General features: G+C 60.3%; 18 protein-coding genes and 2 pseudogenes. 15 read left to right on the top strand and 5 right to left on the bottom strand.

What is annotated here, in order from left to right:
* The 3 genes and pseudogenes from WLY71_RS19770 to WLY71_RS19760 all read left to right on the top strand — a co-directional run.
* Positions 1–180, top strand: a pseudogene (locus tag WLY71_RS19770) (chemotaxis protein CheW); the annotation flags it as partial.
* Positions 181–268: 88 nt separating this feature from the next.
* Positions 269–754 (top strand): chemotaxis protein CheW, encoded by a 486-nt coding sequence (locus tag WLY71_RS19765; RefSeq protein WP_008155806.1) that lies wholly within the window; start codon positions 269–271, stop codon positions 752–754.
* Positions 755–1,147 (top strand): DUF2802 domain-containing protein, encoded by a 393-nt coding sequence (locus WLY71_RS19760; RefSeq protein ID WP_347804883.1) that lies wholly within the window; start codon positions 755–757, stop codon positions 1,145–1,147. It abuts the gene before it with no gap.
* 116 nt (positions 1,148–1,263) lie between these two features.
* On the opposite strand, the gene WLY71_RS19755 is transcribed toward WLY71_RS19760, so the two are convergent.
* Both WLY71_RS19755 and fliK read right to left on the bottom strand, forming a co-directional pair.
* Positions 1,264–1,593: an EscU/YscU/HrcU family type III secretion system export apparatus switch protein gene (locus WLY71_RS19755; protein ID WP_347804882.1), complete on the bottom strand. Its 330-nt coding sequence runs from the start codon at positions 1,591–1,593 to the stop codon at positions 1,264–1,266.
* On the bottom strand, positions 1,590–3,164 hold the full coding sequence (fliK, locus tag WLY71_RS19750) for a flagellar hook-length control protein FliK (protein ID WP_347804881.1): 1,575 nt from the start codon (positions 3,162–3,164) through the stop codon (positions 1,590–1,592). Before fliK ends, WLY71_RS19755 begins: the two co-directional genes overlap by 4 nt.
* Positions 3,165–3,361: 197 nt before the next feature.
* Between fliK and ccmA the strand changes: the two genes are divergently transcribed.
* The 10 genes from ccmA to WLY71_RS19700 all read left to right on the top strand — a co-directional run bounded on the left by ccmA (position 3,362) and on the right by WLY71_RS19700 (position 10,749).
* A complete protein-coding gene (gene ccmA, locus WLY71_RS19745; protein WP_007894233.1) occupies positions 3,362–3,997 on the top strand; it encodes a cytochrome c biogenesis heme-transporting ATPase CcmA in 636 nt (211 codons plus the stop codon).
* Positions 3,994–4,662 (top strand): heme exporter protein CcmB, encoded by a 669-nt coding sequence (gene ccmB, locus WLY71_RS19740; protein ID WP_008155797.1) that lies wholly within the window; start codon positions 3,994–3,996, stop codon positions 4,660–4,662. Before ccmA ends, ccmB begins: the two co-directional genes overlap by 4 nt.
* A gap of 97 nt (positions 4,663–4,759) precedes the next feature.
* Entirely contained in the window at positions 4,760–5,515 is a 756-nt protein-coding gene (locus tag WLY71_RS19735) for a heme ABC transporter permease (RefSeq protein ID WP_046054301.1), read from the top strand.
* The gene (ccmD, locus tag WLY71_RS19730) at positions 5,512–5,688 is read left to right on the top strand and encodes a heme exporter protein CcmD (RefSeq protein WP_008145547.1); all 177 of its coding nucleotides are present in this window, start codon (positions 5,512–5,514) and stop codon (positions 5,686–5,688) included. Before WLY71_RS19735 ends, ccmD begins: the two co-directional genes overlap by 4 nt.
* Positions 5,685–6,140, top strand: coding sequence for a cytochrome c maturation protein CcmE (gene ccmE, locus WLY71_RS19725; RefSeq protein WP_283183583.1), 456 nt, complete (start codon positions 5,685–5,687; stop codon positions 6,138–6,140). The genes ccmD and ccmE overlap by 4 nt, the downstream gene beginning before the upstream one ends.
* 3 nt (positions 6,141–6,143) lie before the next feature.
* Entirely contained in the window at positions 6,144–8,132 is a 1,989-nt protein-coding gene (locus WLY71_RS19720) for a heme lyase CcmF/NrfE family subunit (RefSeq protein WP_347804880.1), read from the top strand.
* Positions 8,129–8,665 carry a DsbE family thiol:disulfide interchange protein gene (locus tag WLY71_RS19715; protein WP_347804879.1) on the top strand — a complete coding sequence of 179 codons (537 nt, stop codon included), beginning with the start codon at positions 8,129–8,131 and terminating at the stop codon, positions 8,663–8,665. The genes WLY71_RS19720 and WLY71_RS19715 overlap by 4 nt, the downstream gene beginning before the upstream one ends.
* The gene (locus tag WLY71_RS19710) at positions 8,662–9,135 is read left to right on the top strand and encodes a cytochrome c-type biogenesis protein (protein ID WP_008145552.1); all 474 of its coding nucleotides are present in this window, start codon (positions 8,662–8,664) and stop codon (positions 9,133–9,135) included. The genes WLY71_RS19715 and WLY71_RS19710 overlap by 4 nt, the downstream gene beginning before the upstream one ends.
* Entirely contained in the window at positions 9,128–10,330 is a 1,203-nt protein-coding gene (gene ccmI, locus WLY71_RS19705) for a c-type cytochrome biogenesis protein CcmI (RefSeq protein WP_347804878.1), read from the top strand. The genes WLY71_RS19710 and ccmI overlap by 8 nt, the downstream gene beginning before the upstream one ends.
* A gap of 14 nt (positions 10,331–10,344) precedes the next feature.
* Complete coding sequence (locus WLY71_RS19700; protein WP_283183588.1) at positions 10,345–10,749, top strand: hypothetical protein; 405 nt, start codon at positions 10,345–10,347, stop codon at positions 10,747–10,749.
* A gap of 23 nt (positions 10,750–10,772) precedes the next feature.
* Here the strand turns inward: WLY71_RS19700 and WLY71_RS19695 are convergent.
* Together WLY71_RS19695 and WLY71_RS19690 are read right to left on the bottom strand one after the other, a co-directional pair.
* Positions 10,773–10,997 (bottom strand): annotated as a pseudogene (locus WLY71_RS19695) (LysR substrate-binding domain-containing protein); the annotation flags it as partial.
* A gap of 246 nt (positions 10,998–11,243) precedes the next feature.
* On the bottom strand, positions 11,244–11,963 hold the full coding sequence (locus tag WLY71_RS19690; RefSeq protein WP_347804877.1) for an SDR family oxidoreductase: 720 nt from the start codon (positions 11,961–11,963) through the stop codon (positions 11,244–11,246).
* A 282-nt stretch (positions 11,964–12,245) separates the two neighbouring features.
* Between WLY71_RS19690 and WLY71_RS19685 the strand changes: the two genes are divergently transcribed.
* A complete protein-coding gene (locus WLY71_RS19685; RefSeq protein ID WP_033056032.1) occupies positions 12,246–12,458 on the top strand; it encodes a type II toxin-antitoxin system HicA family toxin in 213 nt (70 codons plus the stop codon).
* On the top strand, positions 12,458–12,862 hold the full coding sequence (locus tag WLY71_RS19680) for a type II toxin-antitoxin system HicB family antitoxin (RefSeq protein ID WP_056742059.1): 405 nt from the start codon (positions 12,458–12,460) through the stop codon (positions 12,860–12,862). Before WLY71_RS19685 ends, WLY71_RS19680 begins: the two co-directional genes overlap by 1 nt.
* 59 nt (positions 12,863–12,921) lie before the next feature.
* On the opposite strand, the gene WLY71_RS19675 is transcribed toward WLY71_RS19680, so the two are convergent.
* Complete coding sequence (locus WLY71_RS19675) at positions 12,922–14,127, bottom strand: MFS transporter (RefSeq protein WP_347804876.1); 1,206 nt, start codon at positions 14,125–14,127, stop codon at positions 12,922–12,924.
* Between the last annotated feature and the right edge of the window lie 561 nt (positions 14,128–14,688).

The raw sequence follows: 14,688 nt of genomic DNA, 5'->3' as shown, positions 1-14,688 counted from the left end.
TTGCGCCTGGACCCGAACGAAATCAAATGGAGAAGTCATCGAGGTCAGCGGCCATGGCTCGCCGGCACGGTGATTGAGCACATGTGTGCGCTGCTGGACGTTTCCGCCCTGGCCGAGTTGATCGCCAGCGGCGGGGCAAAGCACATGAGCGGCAGCAAGCCGCTACACAAACCGACATAGCTGCCGACATAACAAGTATGCGACGGCATTGTTGAATGCCGCCAACAGAACACACACCGCCAGAAGCGGTTTTTCGAGGGGTCAGGGTATGAGTAATCAAGCGACGAATGCAAAAGGTTCTGAAGATCCGATCCTGCAATGGGTAACCTTCAAACTGGACAATGAAACCTACGGCATCAACGTGATGCGCGTTCAGGAAGTCCTGCGTTACACCGAAATCGCCCCGGTCCCGGGTGCCCCGAGCTACGTGCTGGGCATCATCAACCTGCGCGGTAACGTGGTCACCGTGATCGACACCCGTCAGCGCTTCGGCCTGATGAACGCCGAGATCAGCGATAACACCCGTATCGTCATCATCGAAGCCGACAAGCAAGTGGTCGGGATCATGGTCGACAGCGTGGCCGAAGTGGTTTACCTGCGTCAGTCGGAAATCGAGACCGCGCCGAACGTCGGTAACGAAGAATCCGCCAAGTTCATTCAAGGCGTGTGCAACAAGAACAACGAACTGCTGATCCTGGTCGAGCTGGACAAGATGATGAGCGAAGAAGAGTGGTCGGACCTGGAGAACATCTGATTGATTCTTGAGGTGGCGGTCATTGTCCTGTTCCTCTTTTGGGCAGGCACGCTGGCGATGTTTCTGGCGTACATACGAGGCCAACGACTGATCGCCGCGCAACAGGCCCAGGGCGACGCGCTGCGCGATCAGCGCATCAAGGACCTGTCCCGGCGTGTCGAGGACTACCAGAGCGGCAACGTGCGCATGGGTGAAGACCTGCACGAGCTACGCGCGGTGGTTGGCCCGTTGCCGGACAAACTGGCTCAGCTGGAACAGCGCGATCCGTCCAGCCTGTCGTTTGCCCAGGCGGCAAAACTGGTCGGTATGGGCGCGAGCGTCGATGAACTGACTCAGTCTTGTGGCTTGACCCAGGCTGAGGCGGAGTTGATGAGTAAGTTGCACAAGAACTAAGCAATCAAAAGATCGCAGCCTCGTTTCACTCGACAGCTCCTACATTGGGATGGCGTACCCCGTGTAGGAGCTGTCGAGTGAAACGAGGCTGCGATCTTTTTGCATTCAACACAGAATCAATAGTCATCCCCGCGATCGGTGATGTCCTTCTCCACCATCGGCGCATTCGGATCATGCCCCGCCGGAAACTTCCCCTTCAAATTCCACGCAAACGCAATAATCTCGGCAATCGTGCGATACAACTCCTCCGGAATACTCTCCCCCAATTCCATCCGCGCCAGCAGTTTCACCAGCTCGGCGTTCTCGTAGATCGGCACTTCGCATTCGCGGGCAATCTTCAGAATGGCTTCGGCCAGTGCTTCGTCACCTTTGGCCGTGAGGGTAGGGGCGTGGCTACCGTCGTACTTGAGGGCGATGGCCTGGCGCGGGGTGTTGGGGTTTTTCATGCGGTTTCGTCGACCCAGCGTTGTTCGAGACGGGTTTGAGGGCCTTGTGGCGGTGTGCCGAGGTGGCAATCGAGATCGCCGACATTCAGGCCGGACGCCAGCAGGCGCTGGCGCAGTTCGGCCAGATGACTTTCGATCAGGCTGGCGGTGTACGGGCGTTCGGCCCACAGCTGGCTGGACAGGCTGCCTTTGATCAGTTGTGCTTGAATCTGCAACGGGCCCAAGGGCTCCATGTCGAACGCCAGGTCCACTCGCCACAATTGTTGTTTGGGTTCGCGCTCGTCGCGGCGTTCGTTTTGCTGTTCTTTCTCGGGCGCTTCTTCGCGCTGGAACTTGACCTGCAACGGCACGATGTCCTGCAGATTGCGCATCGGGATTTCCAGTTGCCAGGTGCTCATCAACCGTCCGTCGTCAGTGACACCCGTCTGTTCCAGGCTCGACAGTTGATGGCTTTGCAGGCGTGAAACCGCCGCTGCTGCCAAACGCAGCAGGTGCTCGAGATCGCCTTCGCCGTCCATGCTTTGGAGCAGGCGCTCGGGCAGCGGGAAGCTGGTTGGCTGCGGTTTGGCGCTGACCTGACCGAGCATGCCGAGGGCGCTGCGCACGAAGTGCGGCATGGCCTGGGCCAGTGTGTTGGCGGCAATGATCGCGTTGAGATTGGTGTTGGCCGGCAGGCCTGGCGTCAGTTGTGCGATCAGCTTGAGCAGATCGCCTTTCATGTCCGGGCCGAGCGTGGGGTTCTGTCCGGCGAGCAGTTTGCTTTCCAGGAACATGCCGCTGTTGGCCAACGCCAGGGCCAGGCCTTTGGGCGTGCTGAGTTGCCGGACATCGGGCAGGCCGGCGAGCAGTTTGTCGACGGCGGCACGCAGGTCGCTGGAAGTCTGGTCCGATGCCGGCAGGTTTTGCAGAAGCTTGATCAAGCCGTCCAGCGAACCCTGACGGCTTTGTTGGCTGACCAGTTGCTGCGTGACGGCCAATTGTTCCTGGCGGCTGCTCAACGGGACGAACTTCAACGTCTGGGTGTCCTGCACCAGCGCGCTCAGCAAGGTGCCGATGCGCAGCGGCGTCGGGCTGTCGATGCTCAGGGTGCTGCCGCTCAACGCGGTGTTGAGCAAGCTCACCATCGAGCGAAACACCGTCGGCTGGCCCGGCACCTGCGGCAACACCTGAGAGGTCAGCACTTTGCCTTGCAGCAGCGTGCCGACCGGCAGTTGCGCGGTGTCGATACGAGTGAGAGTGGCGACGCTGGAGGCGATGGCCTGTTGCACGGTGACGGCCAGATTACCCGCCGACGGCTGAGTGATCGCCAGGCTGGTGCCCTGAGGCAGCGGTTGCGTGCTGGTGGCCTGGACCGTGGTCTGACGGCCGCTGTCGAGGGTGACCTTGAGCAACAGTTGAAAGGTTTGATCCGCCTGCTTGAGCGACAGCACTTCGGCCTTGGCGGTCTGACCGGCAGTGATCAGGCCTTCCATTGGCGTCAGCAACTTGAGCAACTCGCCGCTGACCGCCAACGGACGTGAGGTCGTAGGCACGGGCTGCGGTAGCGGGAGGATGTTCATTTCGCCTGTCATACGCGGTCACAACCTGAGGAAATTGCCCTCTTGAGAGGGGAGCATGGCATGTATAATGCCGCCCCGTTGTATCCGGGGCGCTGAAAACATTTCAAATACTTGATCCAGCTCCTTAGAACGGGCCGCCAATGCATTTATCCTGCATATCTTTAACGGCCGCTCCACTGCCGACTTGAACCCAAAAGGCCCGTGATCTCTTGACCAGTCCTGTCCTGCAAACCGTTGCCCTCGCCTGTGAGCGAGACCTTCGGCTGCTCTTCGAAAATCTCGAATTGAGACTGGCCAGTGGCGAAATGTTGCAAATCAGCGGCCCCAACGGCAGTGGCAAAACCAGCCTTTTACGTCTTCTTTGCGGTCTGATGCAGCCGACTGCCGGTCAGGTGCTGCTCAACGGCCAGCCATTGAACGAGCAACGCTTTGAGCTGGCGCGTAACCTGCTGTGGATCGGCCATGCCGCCGGGATCAAGGATCTGCTGACGCCGGAAGAGAATCTGAGCTGGCTCTGCGCCCTGCATCAACCGGCCTCCCATGAGGCGATCTGGCAGGCGCTGACGGCTGTCGGACTGCGCGGTTTCGAGGATGTTCCCTGTCACACGCTGTCTGCCGGGCAACAGCGCCGGGTGGCGTTGGCGCGGTTGTACCTGGAAAGCCCGCCGTTATGGATCCTCGATGAGCCGTTCACTGCGCTCGACAAACAAGGCGTGGCACAACTCGAAGAACACCTGGCCGCACACTGCGAGCGCGGCGGCATGGTGGTCTTGACCACTCACCACACGCTGACCCGGATGCCGGCCGGCTATCGCGACATTGATCTGGGGAATTGGGCCGTATGAGTGTTTTCGGCCTGTTGGTCGCCCGTGAAGCCCGATTGTTGTTCCGCCGTCCGGCGGAGTTGGCCAATCCGCTCGTATTCTTCGCGATCGTCGTTTCCCTGTTCCCGTTGGCGGTCGGACCCGAGTCTCAATTGTTGCAAACCTTGTCTCCGGGACTGGTCTGGGTAGCGGCCCTTTTATCGGTTTTGCTCTCGCTGGACGGGCTTTTCCGCAGTGATTTCGAAGACGGATCGCTTGAGCAGTGGGTCCTTTCGTCGCACCCCCTGCCTCTTCTGGTTTTGGCCAAGGTACTGGCACACTGGTCCTTCTCTGGCCTGGCACTAGTTTTGCTCGCTCCACTGCTGGCATTGATGCTCGGTTTGCCAACCGCCTGTCTGCCGGTGTTGCTGCTTTCCTTGTTGCTGGGTACACCGGTGCTGAGCCTGCTCGGTGCGGTGGGCGCAGCCCTGACGGTGGGATTGAAGCGCGGTGGCCTGTTACTGGCGCTGCTGATTCTGCCGTTGTACATCCCGGTGTTGATTCTTGGCAGTGGCGCCTTGCAGGCGGCATTGCAGGGCATGCCGGCGACCGGTTATCTGCTGTGGCTTGGTAGCCTGACCGCCCTGGCGATAACCCTGACACCTTTTGCAATAGCTGCTGGCCTGAAGATCAGCGTCGGCGAATAATAATGAGGTCTGATCAATTTTTGATCGCTTTCTTTTAAATGAAAGGCAGACCCTTCGCTGCTCGTGATGGCGAGCAGCAACCGTGATGGAAACAGTAATGAACTGGACTTGGTTTCATAAGCTCGGCTCGCCCAAGTGGTTTTACGGCATCAGCGGCAAATTGCTGCCGTGGCTGAGTGTCGCGGCGTTGCTGCTGATCAGCGTTGGTGTAGTGTGGGGCCTGGCCTTCGCGCCGCCGGACTACCAGCAAGGCAACAGCTTTCGCATCATTTATATCCACGTTCCGGCCGCCATGCTGGCCCAGTCCATCTACGTGATGCTGGCGATCTGTGGCATCGTCGGGCTGGTGTGGAAGATGAAGCTGGCCGACGTCGCCCTGCAATGCGCGGCGCCCATCGGCGCCTGGATGACCGCCGTGGCGCTGGTCACCGGCGCGATCTGGGGCAAACCGACCTGGGGCTCGTGGTGGGTCTGGGATGCACGACTTACGTCCATGCTTATTCTGCTGTTTCTGTACTTCGGTCTTATTGCGCTGGGCAATGCGATCAGCAATCGTGACAGTGCCGCCAAGGCCTGCGCGGTATTGGCGATTGTCGGCGTGATCAACATCCCGATCATCAAATACTCGGTGGAGTGGTGGAATACCCTGCACCAGGGCGCGACGTTCACCCTCACCGAAAAACCGGCAATGCCCGCCGAGATGTGGCTGCCACTGCTGCTGACGGTGCTGGGTTTCTACTGTTTCTTTGGTGCGGTGTTGCTGCTGCGCATGCGCCTTGAAGTGCTCAAGCGTGAAGCCCGCGCCAGTTGGGTCAAGGCCGAAGTGCAGAACAGTCTGGAGGCCGCTCGATGAGTTTTGCTTCATTCGGCGACTTCCTCGCCATGGGCCATCATGCCCTGTATGTCTGGTCAGCCTATGGCATCTGCCTGGCGGTGCTGGCCCTCAACGTGGCGGCGCCAATCCTGGCCCGCAAGCGGTATCTGCAACAAGAGGCGCGTCGTCTGCGCCGGGAGAACGGCAAGTGAATCCGCTGCGCAAAAAGCGTCTTATCATCATTCTCGCGATCCTGGTCGGTGTCGGTGCTGCCGTCGGCCTGGCCCTGAGCGCCCTGCAGCAGAACATCAATCTGTTTTACACCCCGACCCAGATCGCCAACGGCGAAGCCCCGCAAGACACGCGCATCCGCGCCGGCGGCATGGTCGAGAAAGGTTCGCTGCAACGTTCCGGCGATTCGCTGGACGTGAAATTCATCGTCACCGACTTCAGTAAATCCGTGACCATCAGCTACCGCGGCATCCTTCCGGACCTGTTCCGCGAAGGGCAGGGCATTGTTGCCCTGGGCAAGCTCAACGCTGACGGCGTGGTGGTGGCCGACGAAGTGCTGGCCAAGCACGACGAGAAGTACATGCCGCCGGAAGTGACCAAGGCTTTGAAAGACAGCGGTCAATCTGCTCCAACGCCCGCGAAGGAGGGTTGATCGATGACGTCCGGACTCTATATTCCTGAACTCGGCCACCTGGCCATGATTCTGGCGCTGTGTTTCGCGCTGGTTCAGGCCGTGGTGCCGTTGCTCGGCGCCTGGCGCGGTGACCGCTTGTGGATGAGCCTCGCTCAACCAGCGGCTTGGGGCCAGTTTGCTTTTCTGCTGTTCTCCTTCGGTTGCCTGACTTACGCCTTCATGGCCGACGATTTCTCCGTCGCCTACGTTGCCAGCAACTCCAACAGCGCGTTGCCGTGGTACTACAAGTTCAGCGCGGTGTGGGGCGCTCACGAAGGGTCGTTGCTGCTCTGGGCCCTGATCCTCGGCGGCTGGACCTTCGCGGTGTCGGTGTTCTCCCGACAATTGCCGCAAGTGATGCTGGCTCGCGTGCTGGCGGTGATGGGCATGATCAGCACGGGTTTCCTGCTGTTCCTGATCCTCACGTCCAACCCGTTTGCACGAATCCTGCCGCAGATTCCTGCGGACGGTCGTGACCTCAATCCCTTGCTGCAAGACATCGGCCTGATCGTTCACCCGCCGATGCTGTACATGGGCTATGTCGGTTTCTCCGTGGCGTTCGCTTTCGCCATCGCTGCGCTGCTGGGCGGTCGTCTTGATGCCGCGTGGGCGCGCTGGTCCCGTCCGTGGACCATCGTCGCCTGGGCCTTCCTCGGTATCGGCATCACCCTCGGTTCATGGTGGGCGTACTACGAACTCGGCTGGGGCGGCTGGTGGTTCTGGGACCCGGTGGAAAACGCCTCGTTCATGCCTTGGCTGGTAGGGACGGCGCTGATTCACTCCTTGGCGGTCACGGAAAAACGTGGCGTGTTCAAGAGCTGGACCGTGTTGCTGGCCATCGCCGCGTTCTCGCTGAGCTTGCTGGGGACCTTCCTCGTGCGTTCCGGGGTGCTGACCTCGGTTCACGCCTTTGCGTCCGACCCTGAACGCGGCGTATTCATTCTGATTTTCCTGCTGTTCGTGGTCGGTGGTTCGCTGACGCTGTTTGCCCTGCGCGCTCCCGTGGTGAAGAGCCACGTGGGCTTCAACCTCTGGTCCCGGGAAACCCTGCTGCTGGGTAACAACCTGGTGCTGGTGGTGGCGGCGTCGATGATTCTGCTGGGCACGTTGTATCCGCTGATTCTCGATGCGATGACCGGCGCCAAGCTGTCGGTCGGCCCGCCGTACTTCAACGCACTGTTCATTCCGTTGATGGCCTTGCTGATGATGGTGATGGCGGTCGGCATGCTGGTGCGCTGGAAAGACACCCCGGTCAAATGGCTGTTGAGCATGCTGACCCCGGTATTGCTCGGCAGCGCCGCGCTGGCCGTGGTGGCTGGCGTCGCTTACGGCGATTTCAATTGGGCAGTGATTGCCACGTTCATGCTCGCCGCCTGGGTATTACTGGCCGGTGTGCGTGACATCTTCGACAAGACTCGCCACAAAGGCCTGATCAAAGGCCTGCCGACCCTGACCCGCAGTTATTGGGGCATGCAGGTCGCTCACCTCGGCATCGCCGTGTGTGCCCTCGGCGTCGTGCTGTCGAGCCAGAACAGTGCCGAGCGCGACCTGCGTCTGGCGCCGGGTGAGTCCATGGATCTGGGCGGTTACCAGTTCGTATTCGAAGGCGCCAAGCATTTCGAAGGCCCGAACTTCACCTCCGACAAGGGCACCGTTCGGGTGATCCGCAACGGCAAGGAAGTCAGCGTGCTGCACCCGGAAAAACGCCTCTACACCGTGCAGAACTCGGTGATGACCGAAGCCGGGATCGACGCCGGTTTCACCCGCGACCTCTATGTCGCACTCGGCGAACCGTTGGGCGATGGCGCCTGGGCCGTTCGCGTCCACGTCAAACCGTTCGTACGCTGGATCTGGTTCGGTGGTCTGCTCACCGGTTTGGGCGGGTTGCTGGCGGCATTCGATCGCCGTTACCGGGTCAAGGTGAACAGCCGTGTGCGTGAAGCACTGGGCATGACGGGAGCCACAGCATGAGACGTTGGTTGATGCTGTTGCCCTTGGTGATTTTCCTGGTGGTGGCTGTTTTCCTTTATCGCGGTCTGTTCCTGAACCCGGCCGAGTTGCCCTCGGCGATGATCAACAAGCCGTTCCCGGAGTTTTCCCTGCCGGCCGTGCAGGGCGACAAGACCCTGACCAAGGCCGACATTCTGGGCAAACCGGCACTGGTCAACGTCTGGGGCACCTGGTGCATTTCCTGCCGGGTCGAGCACCCGGTGCTGAACAAACTGGCCAAACAGGGCGTGGTGATTTACGGCATCAACTACAAGGACGTCAATGCTGATGCCTTGAAGTGGCTGGACGAATTCCACAATCCGTACCAGCTGGATATCCGTGACGACGCAGGCACATTGGGTCTGAACCTCGGCGTGTACGGCGCTCCGGAAACCTTCTTCATCGACGCCAAGGGCATCATCCGCGACAAGTTCGTTGGCGTGATCGACGAACAGGTCTGGCGCGAAAAACTGGCGGCCAAGTATCAGGCGCTGGTTGATGAGGCCAAGCCATGAAGCGCTGGATAGCCGCTGCGGTATTGGGTTTGAGCATGGCCGGCGTGGCGCACGCGGCCATCGACACCTACGAGTTCGCCAAAGAAGGTGATCGCGAGCGTTTTCGCGAGCTGACCAAAGAGCTGCGTTGCCCCAAGTGTCAGAATCAGGACATTGCCGATTCCAACGCACCGATCGCCGCCGACCTGCGCAAAGAGATTTTTCGCATGCTCGGCGAGGGCAAGGACAATCAGCAGATCATCGATTTCATGGTCGACCGCTACGGTGATTTCGTCCGCTACAAACCTGCTCTGAACGCCAAGACTGCTGTGCTCTGGTTCGGCCCTGCCGGCCTGCTGCTGGGCGGTTTTGTGATCATCGCCGTGATCGTCCGCCGTCGTCGCGTGCAACGCGCTGACACCAAGGATGAGCTCTCTGCCGAGGAGCGTGAGCGCCTCGACCACCTGTTGGATAAAACCAAGAATGATTGATTTCTGGCTCGCTGCAGGTCTGCTACTTCTGGTTGCCCTGAGTTTTCTGCTGATCCCCGTTCTGCGTGGCCGTCGCGCCCAGCTTGAAGAGGATCGTACGGCCCTGAACGTCGCGCTGTATCAGGAACGCGTGGCTGAGTTGCAGACTCAGCAGGAAGAGGGCGTTCTCGATGCCGCGCAAATGGACACCGGTCGCGCCGAAGCCGCCCGTGAATTGCTCGCCGACACTGAAGGCGTCGAGACGCCACGCGTGTCCCGCCTGGGCAAACCGTGGCCCTTGCTGGCGGCGATTCTGGTGCCGGTGCTGGGTCTTGGCCTGTACCTGCATTTTGGTGCCAGCGACAAGGTCGAACTGACCCGCGAATTTGCCCAGGCGCCACAGTCGATGGATGAGATGACCCGTCGCCTGGAGCGTGCGGTCGCGGCTCAGCCGGATTCGGCTGAAGGCCTGTACTTCCTCGGTCGCACTTACATGGCCCAGGACCGTCCTGGCGACGCGGCGAAGATCTTCGAACGCACGGTGAACGTGGCCGGTCGTCAGCCGGAACTGTTGGGCCAATGGGCGCAGGCCCAGTACTTCGCCGACGGCAAGAAGTGGTCGGACAAGGTCCAGGCCTTGACTGACGAAGCGCTGAAAGCCGATCCGAAAGAAGTCACCAGCCTTGGTCTGCTCGGCATCGCCGCCTTCGAAAGCGAGCGCTTTCAGGACGCCATCGACTACTGGAATCGTTTACTGGCGCAACTGCCGCCGGAAGACAGTTCCCGTGCCGCGCTGCAAGGCGGGATCACCCGGGCCACCGAGAAACTTGTCGCCAGCGGCGGCAAGGTAGCCCAGGCGCCCGCCGCCAAGGTCGCGGCGCTGCTCAAGGTGCGTGTGGATCTGGCGCCAGACCTGAAAGCCAAGGTCCAGCCGGGCGACAGCGTATTCATCTTCGCCCGCGCCACCTCAGGCCCACCGGCACCATTGGCCGCCAAGCGCCTGACCGTGGCCGACTTGCCGGCGACCGTCGAGCTGGGCGACGCCGACGCAATGATGCCGCAGTTGAAACTGTCGAACTTCCCTGAAGTCCAACTGGTTGCACGCATCTCCCGCGCCGGCCAACCGACTGCCGGCGAATGGATCGGTCGCAGCCAGCCTCTGGCCAGCAGCACCACTGCGCAGCAAACACTGACCATCGACAGCCCGGACAAATGACAGGAAACGCCACTATGACCGCCATCGCTCGTATCACCCTGCTCAGTATGGTTTTGGGGTTAAGCGCTTGCGTGGTCCAACCGCAGCAGCCTGAACGGCTGCCACCGATCCCGCCGTCGCAGCCGCGTCCGACGCCGTCCCCGACACCGACGCCGGGCAAGCCGAGCATTCCGGCCAAGCCCGCCAAACCGCTGCCACGCACCTCCGCCAGCTTCGCGCCGCCGCCGGGTGGCAACAGCCATTGGGACGCCAAGCTCGGCGTGTACGTACTCGATGATCAGACCAACACCTTCTACCGCCAGCGCACGTACTATCGCTGGAACAACGGCTGGAGCCGGTCGATCAGCCCGAACGGGCCATGGGAAGAGACAGACATCCAAGGCGTTCCGGGCGGGTTGGGACGGCAATTCGGGCAGTAAACTGAAACGGCGATCAAAGGACTGACCGCACCGTTGGCCAGTTCCGGTGCAAACATCCATTCGGATGCCATGGTCAGCCCTTGATGGGCGAGCACGGCTGCACGCAGACCTTCGGCGGCGTTGACACGGATTCGCCCGCTGATGATGACTGACTGGTCATCTGTCCCGTTGCGGAACTGCCAACTGGCACCCCCACCCAAGGTGTAGACGACTGCCTGATGTTTGCAGAGGTCTGCCGGGCAGGTAGGCCGATATTCAAGCGCCGGGCAGCGGCGAAAAAGGAACCGGTTTCCACCACGTAGGCGAAGGTTTCCATTGCGGCAAGGCGGTCCATCTACGGTCCTTGTGAAGATCAGAATGTGGGAGCGAGCCGGCTCCGGGCGGCGTTCCGACGAAGACGGACTGACATTCACCATTGATGTCGACTGATACGCCGCTTTCGTCGGAACGCCGCCCGGAGCCAGCTCGCTCCCACAGGGGATTTGGGTTGTTGGTTAGAACGCAGATTTGCCGATTGAGGCGCCGCCGTCGACAAACAAGGTTTGCCCGGTGATAAACCCGCTCTGTTCGGACAACAAAAACGCAATCGCCGCCGCGATCTCCTGCGGTTGCCCCAACCGCCCCATCGGCACACCGGCCAGATACCGCGCTTCACCTTCGCTGCCCGGTGGATTGTTGGCGCGAAACAGTTCGGTTTCGGTCGGGCCAGGTGCCACGGCGTTCACCGTCACGCCGGTTTGCGCCAGTTCCAGCGCCCAGGATCGCGTGAAGCTGATCAACGCCGCTTTGGCCGCCGCGTACGCAGTGCGCTGCGTGATTCCCAGCACGGTCAGGCTGGAAATGTTCACCACCCGACCCCAGGCCTTGGCGCGCATGTTCGGCAGCAATGCCTGAGTGGCCTGCAACGCCGAATGCAGGTTGACCCGCATCACGTCGTCGAACGTGTCGAGGTCGATTTCCCCCAGCACCTGCGGGCGCACCAGACCGACGTTATTCACCAGCCCGTCGAACTCATAGGTCCTGGCCAGATCCGCCAGCACTTCCTGAGTCAGTGCTCTGTCGCTCAGATCCAGCGGAAACAGAATGCCGGGGAACGTCAGGTCGGGCGATCGGGCAATCCCGACCACCTGATGACCCGCGCGGTCCAGGTGCTCGGCGACCGCGCGGCCGATGCCTTTGCTGGCGCCGGTGATGAGAAAGGTACGTCGGGTCATTGCACACTCCTTGAAAGAACATGCCGCGGGTCAGGCGGCATTTGATCGGTTCAGCCGCGAATCGCATCCAGCATCGCGTCAGGCTCAGGAAGCTGAGTGTAATCCGGGTTGACCTCGGCGTGACGGATCAGGCTGAGCGAAAGTATTTCACTTCTTGGGAAGAATGCAGCGGCCCGCAATCACACTCTGTAAAACAACCGAGCGTCGCGTTCCGGATTTTTGTGCTTGAGTAAAGATAACTCTAGGGTTACTTTTGTTTGAGCCTGAGCAAGGAGGCTATTGGTGCAGAGCAGGCTGTTGATCAAGGAATTGGAGGAGGCTGGCTGGACACTGGATCGGATTGCCGGCAGTCATCACCTCTTCAAACACCGATACAACCCGTACACGATACCCGTCCCTCATCCGAAAAAGGATTTGCCGATCGGGACGGTCAAAAGCATCAGGAGGCGAGCCGGGCTGTATTGCCCGGGAGCCAGTTACGCAGGAGATCCATAATGCAATATCCAATCTGTATCGAGTGGGGCGACGAGAACACCGCCATCGGTATTCAGATCCCCGATATTCCAGGCGCCGTAACGGCCGGGGATACGTTTGAAGATGCCTACAACGCGGCGGTCGAGATTGCCCACATCATGCTTCAGGAGATTGCGGCAGACGGGGAGTCGATTCCCATGCCTACATCTGCTGCTGCTCACCGTGGGAATCCGGACTTTGCCGACATGGGCTGGGGAATGCTGGAGCTGGACATCGCGCCGTACATGGGAAAAACCGAGAAGGTCAACGTGACGCTGCCCGGCTATGTGATTCAGCGCATTGATCGATATGTGCGTGAGCACAATGTCAAAAGCCGTTCTTCCTTTCTGGCGGATGCGGCGATGGAGAAGTTGGTTCGGCACTGAGTGAAATGGAGACCATCGCCTTCGCGGGCGCCTACCCTTGCCCGCGATGCTTTTAATGATTACGCGGTCGCCAACGAACGCTTCTCCGAAACACTCAAAAACCGCAACAACGCCAACAGCGGAAACGCACTGCCCACAATCACGATCCACAACCAGCCACCGCGTTCATACACCGCACTGGCCACCGAAGAACCAAACGCGCCACCGATGAAGATGCTGGTCATGTACAGCGCATTCAGGCGGCTGCGGCTTTTGGCATCGAGGGCGTAGACAGCGCGTTGGCCGAGGACCATGTTCATCTGCACGCAGAAGTCGAGCACCACGCCGGTGACCGCGAGGCCGATGACGCTGTAGGCCGGGTGGATGAAGGCGGGCAGGAAGCTCAGGCTGGCGAACAGCAGGGCCAGCAGTGAAGCAATGCGAGTGTGGCCGGCATCGGCCAGTCGACCGGCAATGGGGGCGGCGATGGCGCCGATGGCCCCGACCAGGGCGAAGATCGCGATCTGGGTTTGCGACAAGCCATGATTGCGCGCCAGTTCCAGCGGCACGGCGGTCCAGAACAAGCTGAAGGTGGCGAACATGCACCCCTGATAAAACGCGCGCTGACGCAACACTGGTTGTTGACGCAACAGGGTCCACAGAGACCCCAGCAACTGACCGTAAGAAGCGCTGTGATCAGGCTGACGCTTGGGAATCGTCAGCGCCAACACCATGCTGATCGCCGCCATCAACACTGCTGCAATCACAAACATCGCACGCCAGCCAAAATGGTCAGCCACCATGCTGGACACCGGCCGCGCCAACAGAATCCCCAGCAGCAAACCGCCCATGATCCCGCCGACCACACGGCCACGAGACTCTTCCGGTGCCAAATGTGCAGCCAGTGGAATCAGGATCTGAACCGACACCGAACTGAAACCCACCAGCAACGAGATCAGCAAAAACACGTTTGGCTGATCGGTGAGCGCAGCGCCCAGCAGACTGGCAATCGCCACCACGGTGGTGATGATCATCAAGCGGCGGTTTTCCAGCAGATCACCCAGCGGCACCAGGAAGAACAGCCCCAACGCGTAACCGATCTGGGTCAGCGAAACGATCAGGCTGGCCATGGTGCTGGTCAGGCCGATGTCCGGCGCGATCAGGCCGATAATCGGTTGGGCGTAGTAGATGTTGGCAACGATGGCGCCGCAGCAGAAGGCGAATAGCAGCACCATACCTCGGGTCATTGTCGCGGTGCCGTGCGGCACCTGGGTCGCTGGGTTCATAACGGGTCTCGCTGAGCAAAAGAGAATGCGCGCAGGCTAAAGGGCTATCGGAATGGGCAGAAGAGGGCTTGGAGTGATAGCAATCATTCCGTTGCGGAATGAGTGACGGACGTGTGTGATGTCCATCGAGGAACCTTGCGTCAAAACATTGAGGTCCGATGATACATTCACTTACATCCTGTTCGATAGCGTGCTTATGTTCTCTCCTCACGTTTCATAACCGGAAGGCACTTCCATGAATGCGATGTTCCGTCACCTGATTCGCGGCGCTTCAGTTGTTACCTTGATCGGCTAGTTCGCGGCAGGTCTTGCCCAGGCTGCTGACGCGCCGGGCATGCGCGTCGGCGTTCGCGGCGAAAAATCCACTTCGTGACGATGCGCCACCTCTCTAAAACCCGCTTTGCCAGAGCAGTAATCCTGTACCGCTAATAGCTTCGCTTGAACCGTGTACTTTCCCATGAAACACCCCATCAGTTGTGTCCAACTTTTGGGGTGCAGACCAGAGCGTGGGAACGATCGGTCATCGCGCGGCCACAAAAAAGGCGACCTTCTCAGGTCGCC

The organism is Pseudomonas rossensis (genome assembly GCF_039888995.1).
Classification (GTDB): Bacteria; Pseudomonadota; Gammaproteobacteria; order Pseudomonadales; family Pseudomonadaceae; genus Aquipseudomonas; species Aquipseudomonas rossensis.
The sequence above is the reverse complement of the archived record's forward strand: the minus strand, read 5'-3'. Positions and strand labels throughout refer to the sequence as shown.

Bases quoted from the DNA above. Each gene is read 5' to 3' on its own strand.
- WLY71_RS19755 (WP_347804882.1), bottom strand. From the start codon at position 1,593: ATGAAAAACCCCAACACCCCGCGCCAGGCCATCGCCCTCAAGTACGAC.
- ccmB (WP_008155797.1), top strand. From the start codon at position 3,994: ATGAGTGTTTTCGGCCTGTTGGTCGCCCGTGAAGCCCGATTGTTGTTC.
- WLY71_RS19765 (WP_008155806.1), top strand. From the start codon at position 269: ATGAGTAATCAAGCGACGAATGCAAAAGGTTCTGAAGATCCGATCCTG.
- WLY71_RS19715 (WP_347804879.1), top strand. From the start codon at position 8,129: ATGAGACGTTGGTTGATGCTGTTGCCCTTGGTGATTTTCCTGGTGGTG.
- WLY71_RS19675 (WP_347804876.1), bottom strand. From the start codon at position 14,127: ATGAACCCAGCGACCCAGGTGCCGCACGGCACCGCGACAATGACCCGA.
- WLY71_RS19680 (WP_056742059.1), top strand. From the start codon at position 12,458: ATGCAATATCCAATCTGTATCGAGTGGGGCGACGAGAACACCGCCATC.
- fliK (WP_347804881.1), bottom strand. From the start codon at position 3,164: ATGACAGGCGAAATGAACATCCTCCCGCTACCGCAGCCCGTGCCTACG.
- WLY71_RS19700 (WP_283183588.1), top strand. From the start codon at position 10,345: ATGACCGCCATCGCTCGTATCACCCTGCTCAGTATGGTTTTGGGGTTA.
- WLY71_RS19735 (WP_046054301.1), top strand. From the start codon at position 4,760: ATGAACTGGACTTGGTTTCATAAGCTCGGCTCGCCCAAGTGGTTTTAC.
- WLY71_RS19720 (WP_347804880.1), top strand. From the start codon at position 6,144: ATGACGTCCGGACTCTATATTCCTGAACTCGGCCACCTGGCCATGATT.
- ccmD (WP_008145547.1), top strand. From the start codon at position 5,512: ATGAGTTTTGCTTCATTCGGCGACTTCCTCGCCATGGGCCATCATGCC.
- WLY71_RS19710 (WP_008145552.1), top strand. From the start codon at position 8,662: ATGAAGCGCTGGATAGCCGCTGCGGTATTGGGTTTGAGCATGGCCGGC.
- WLY71_RS19690 (WP_347804877.1), bottom strand. From the start codon at position 11,963: ATGACCCGACGTACCTTTCTCATCACCGGCGCCAGCAAAGGCATCGGC.
- ccmI (WP_347804878.1), top strand. From the start codon at position 9,128: ATGATTGATTTCTGGCTCGCTGCAGGTCTGCTACTTCTGGTTGCCCTG.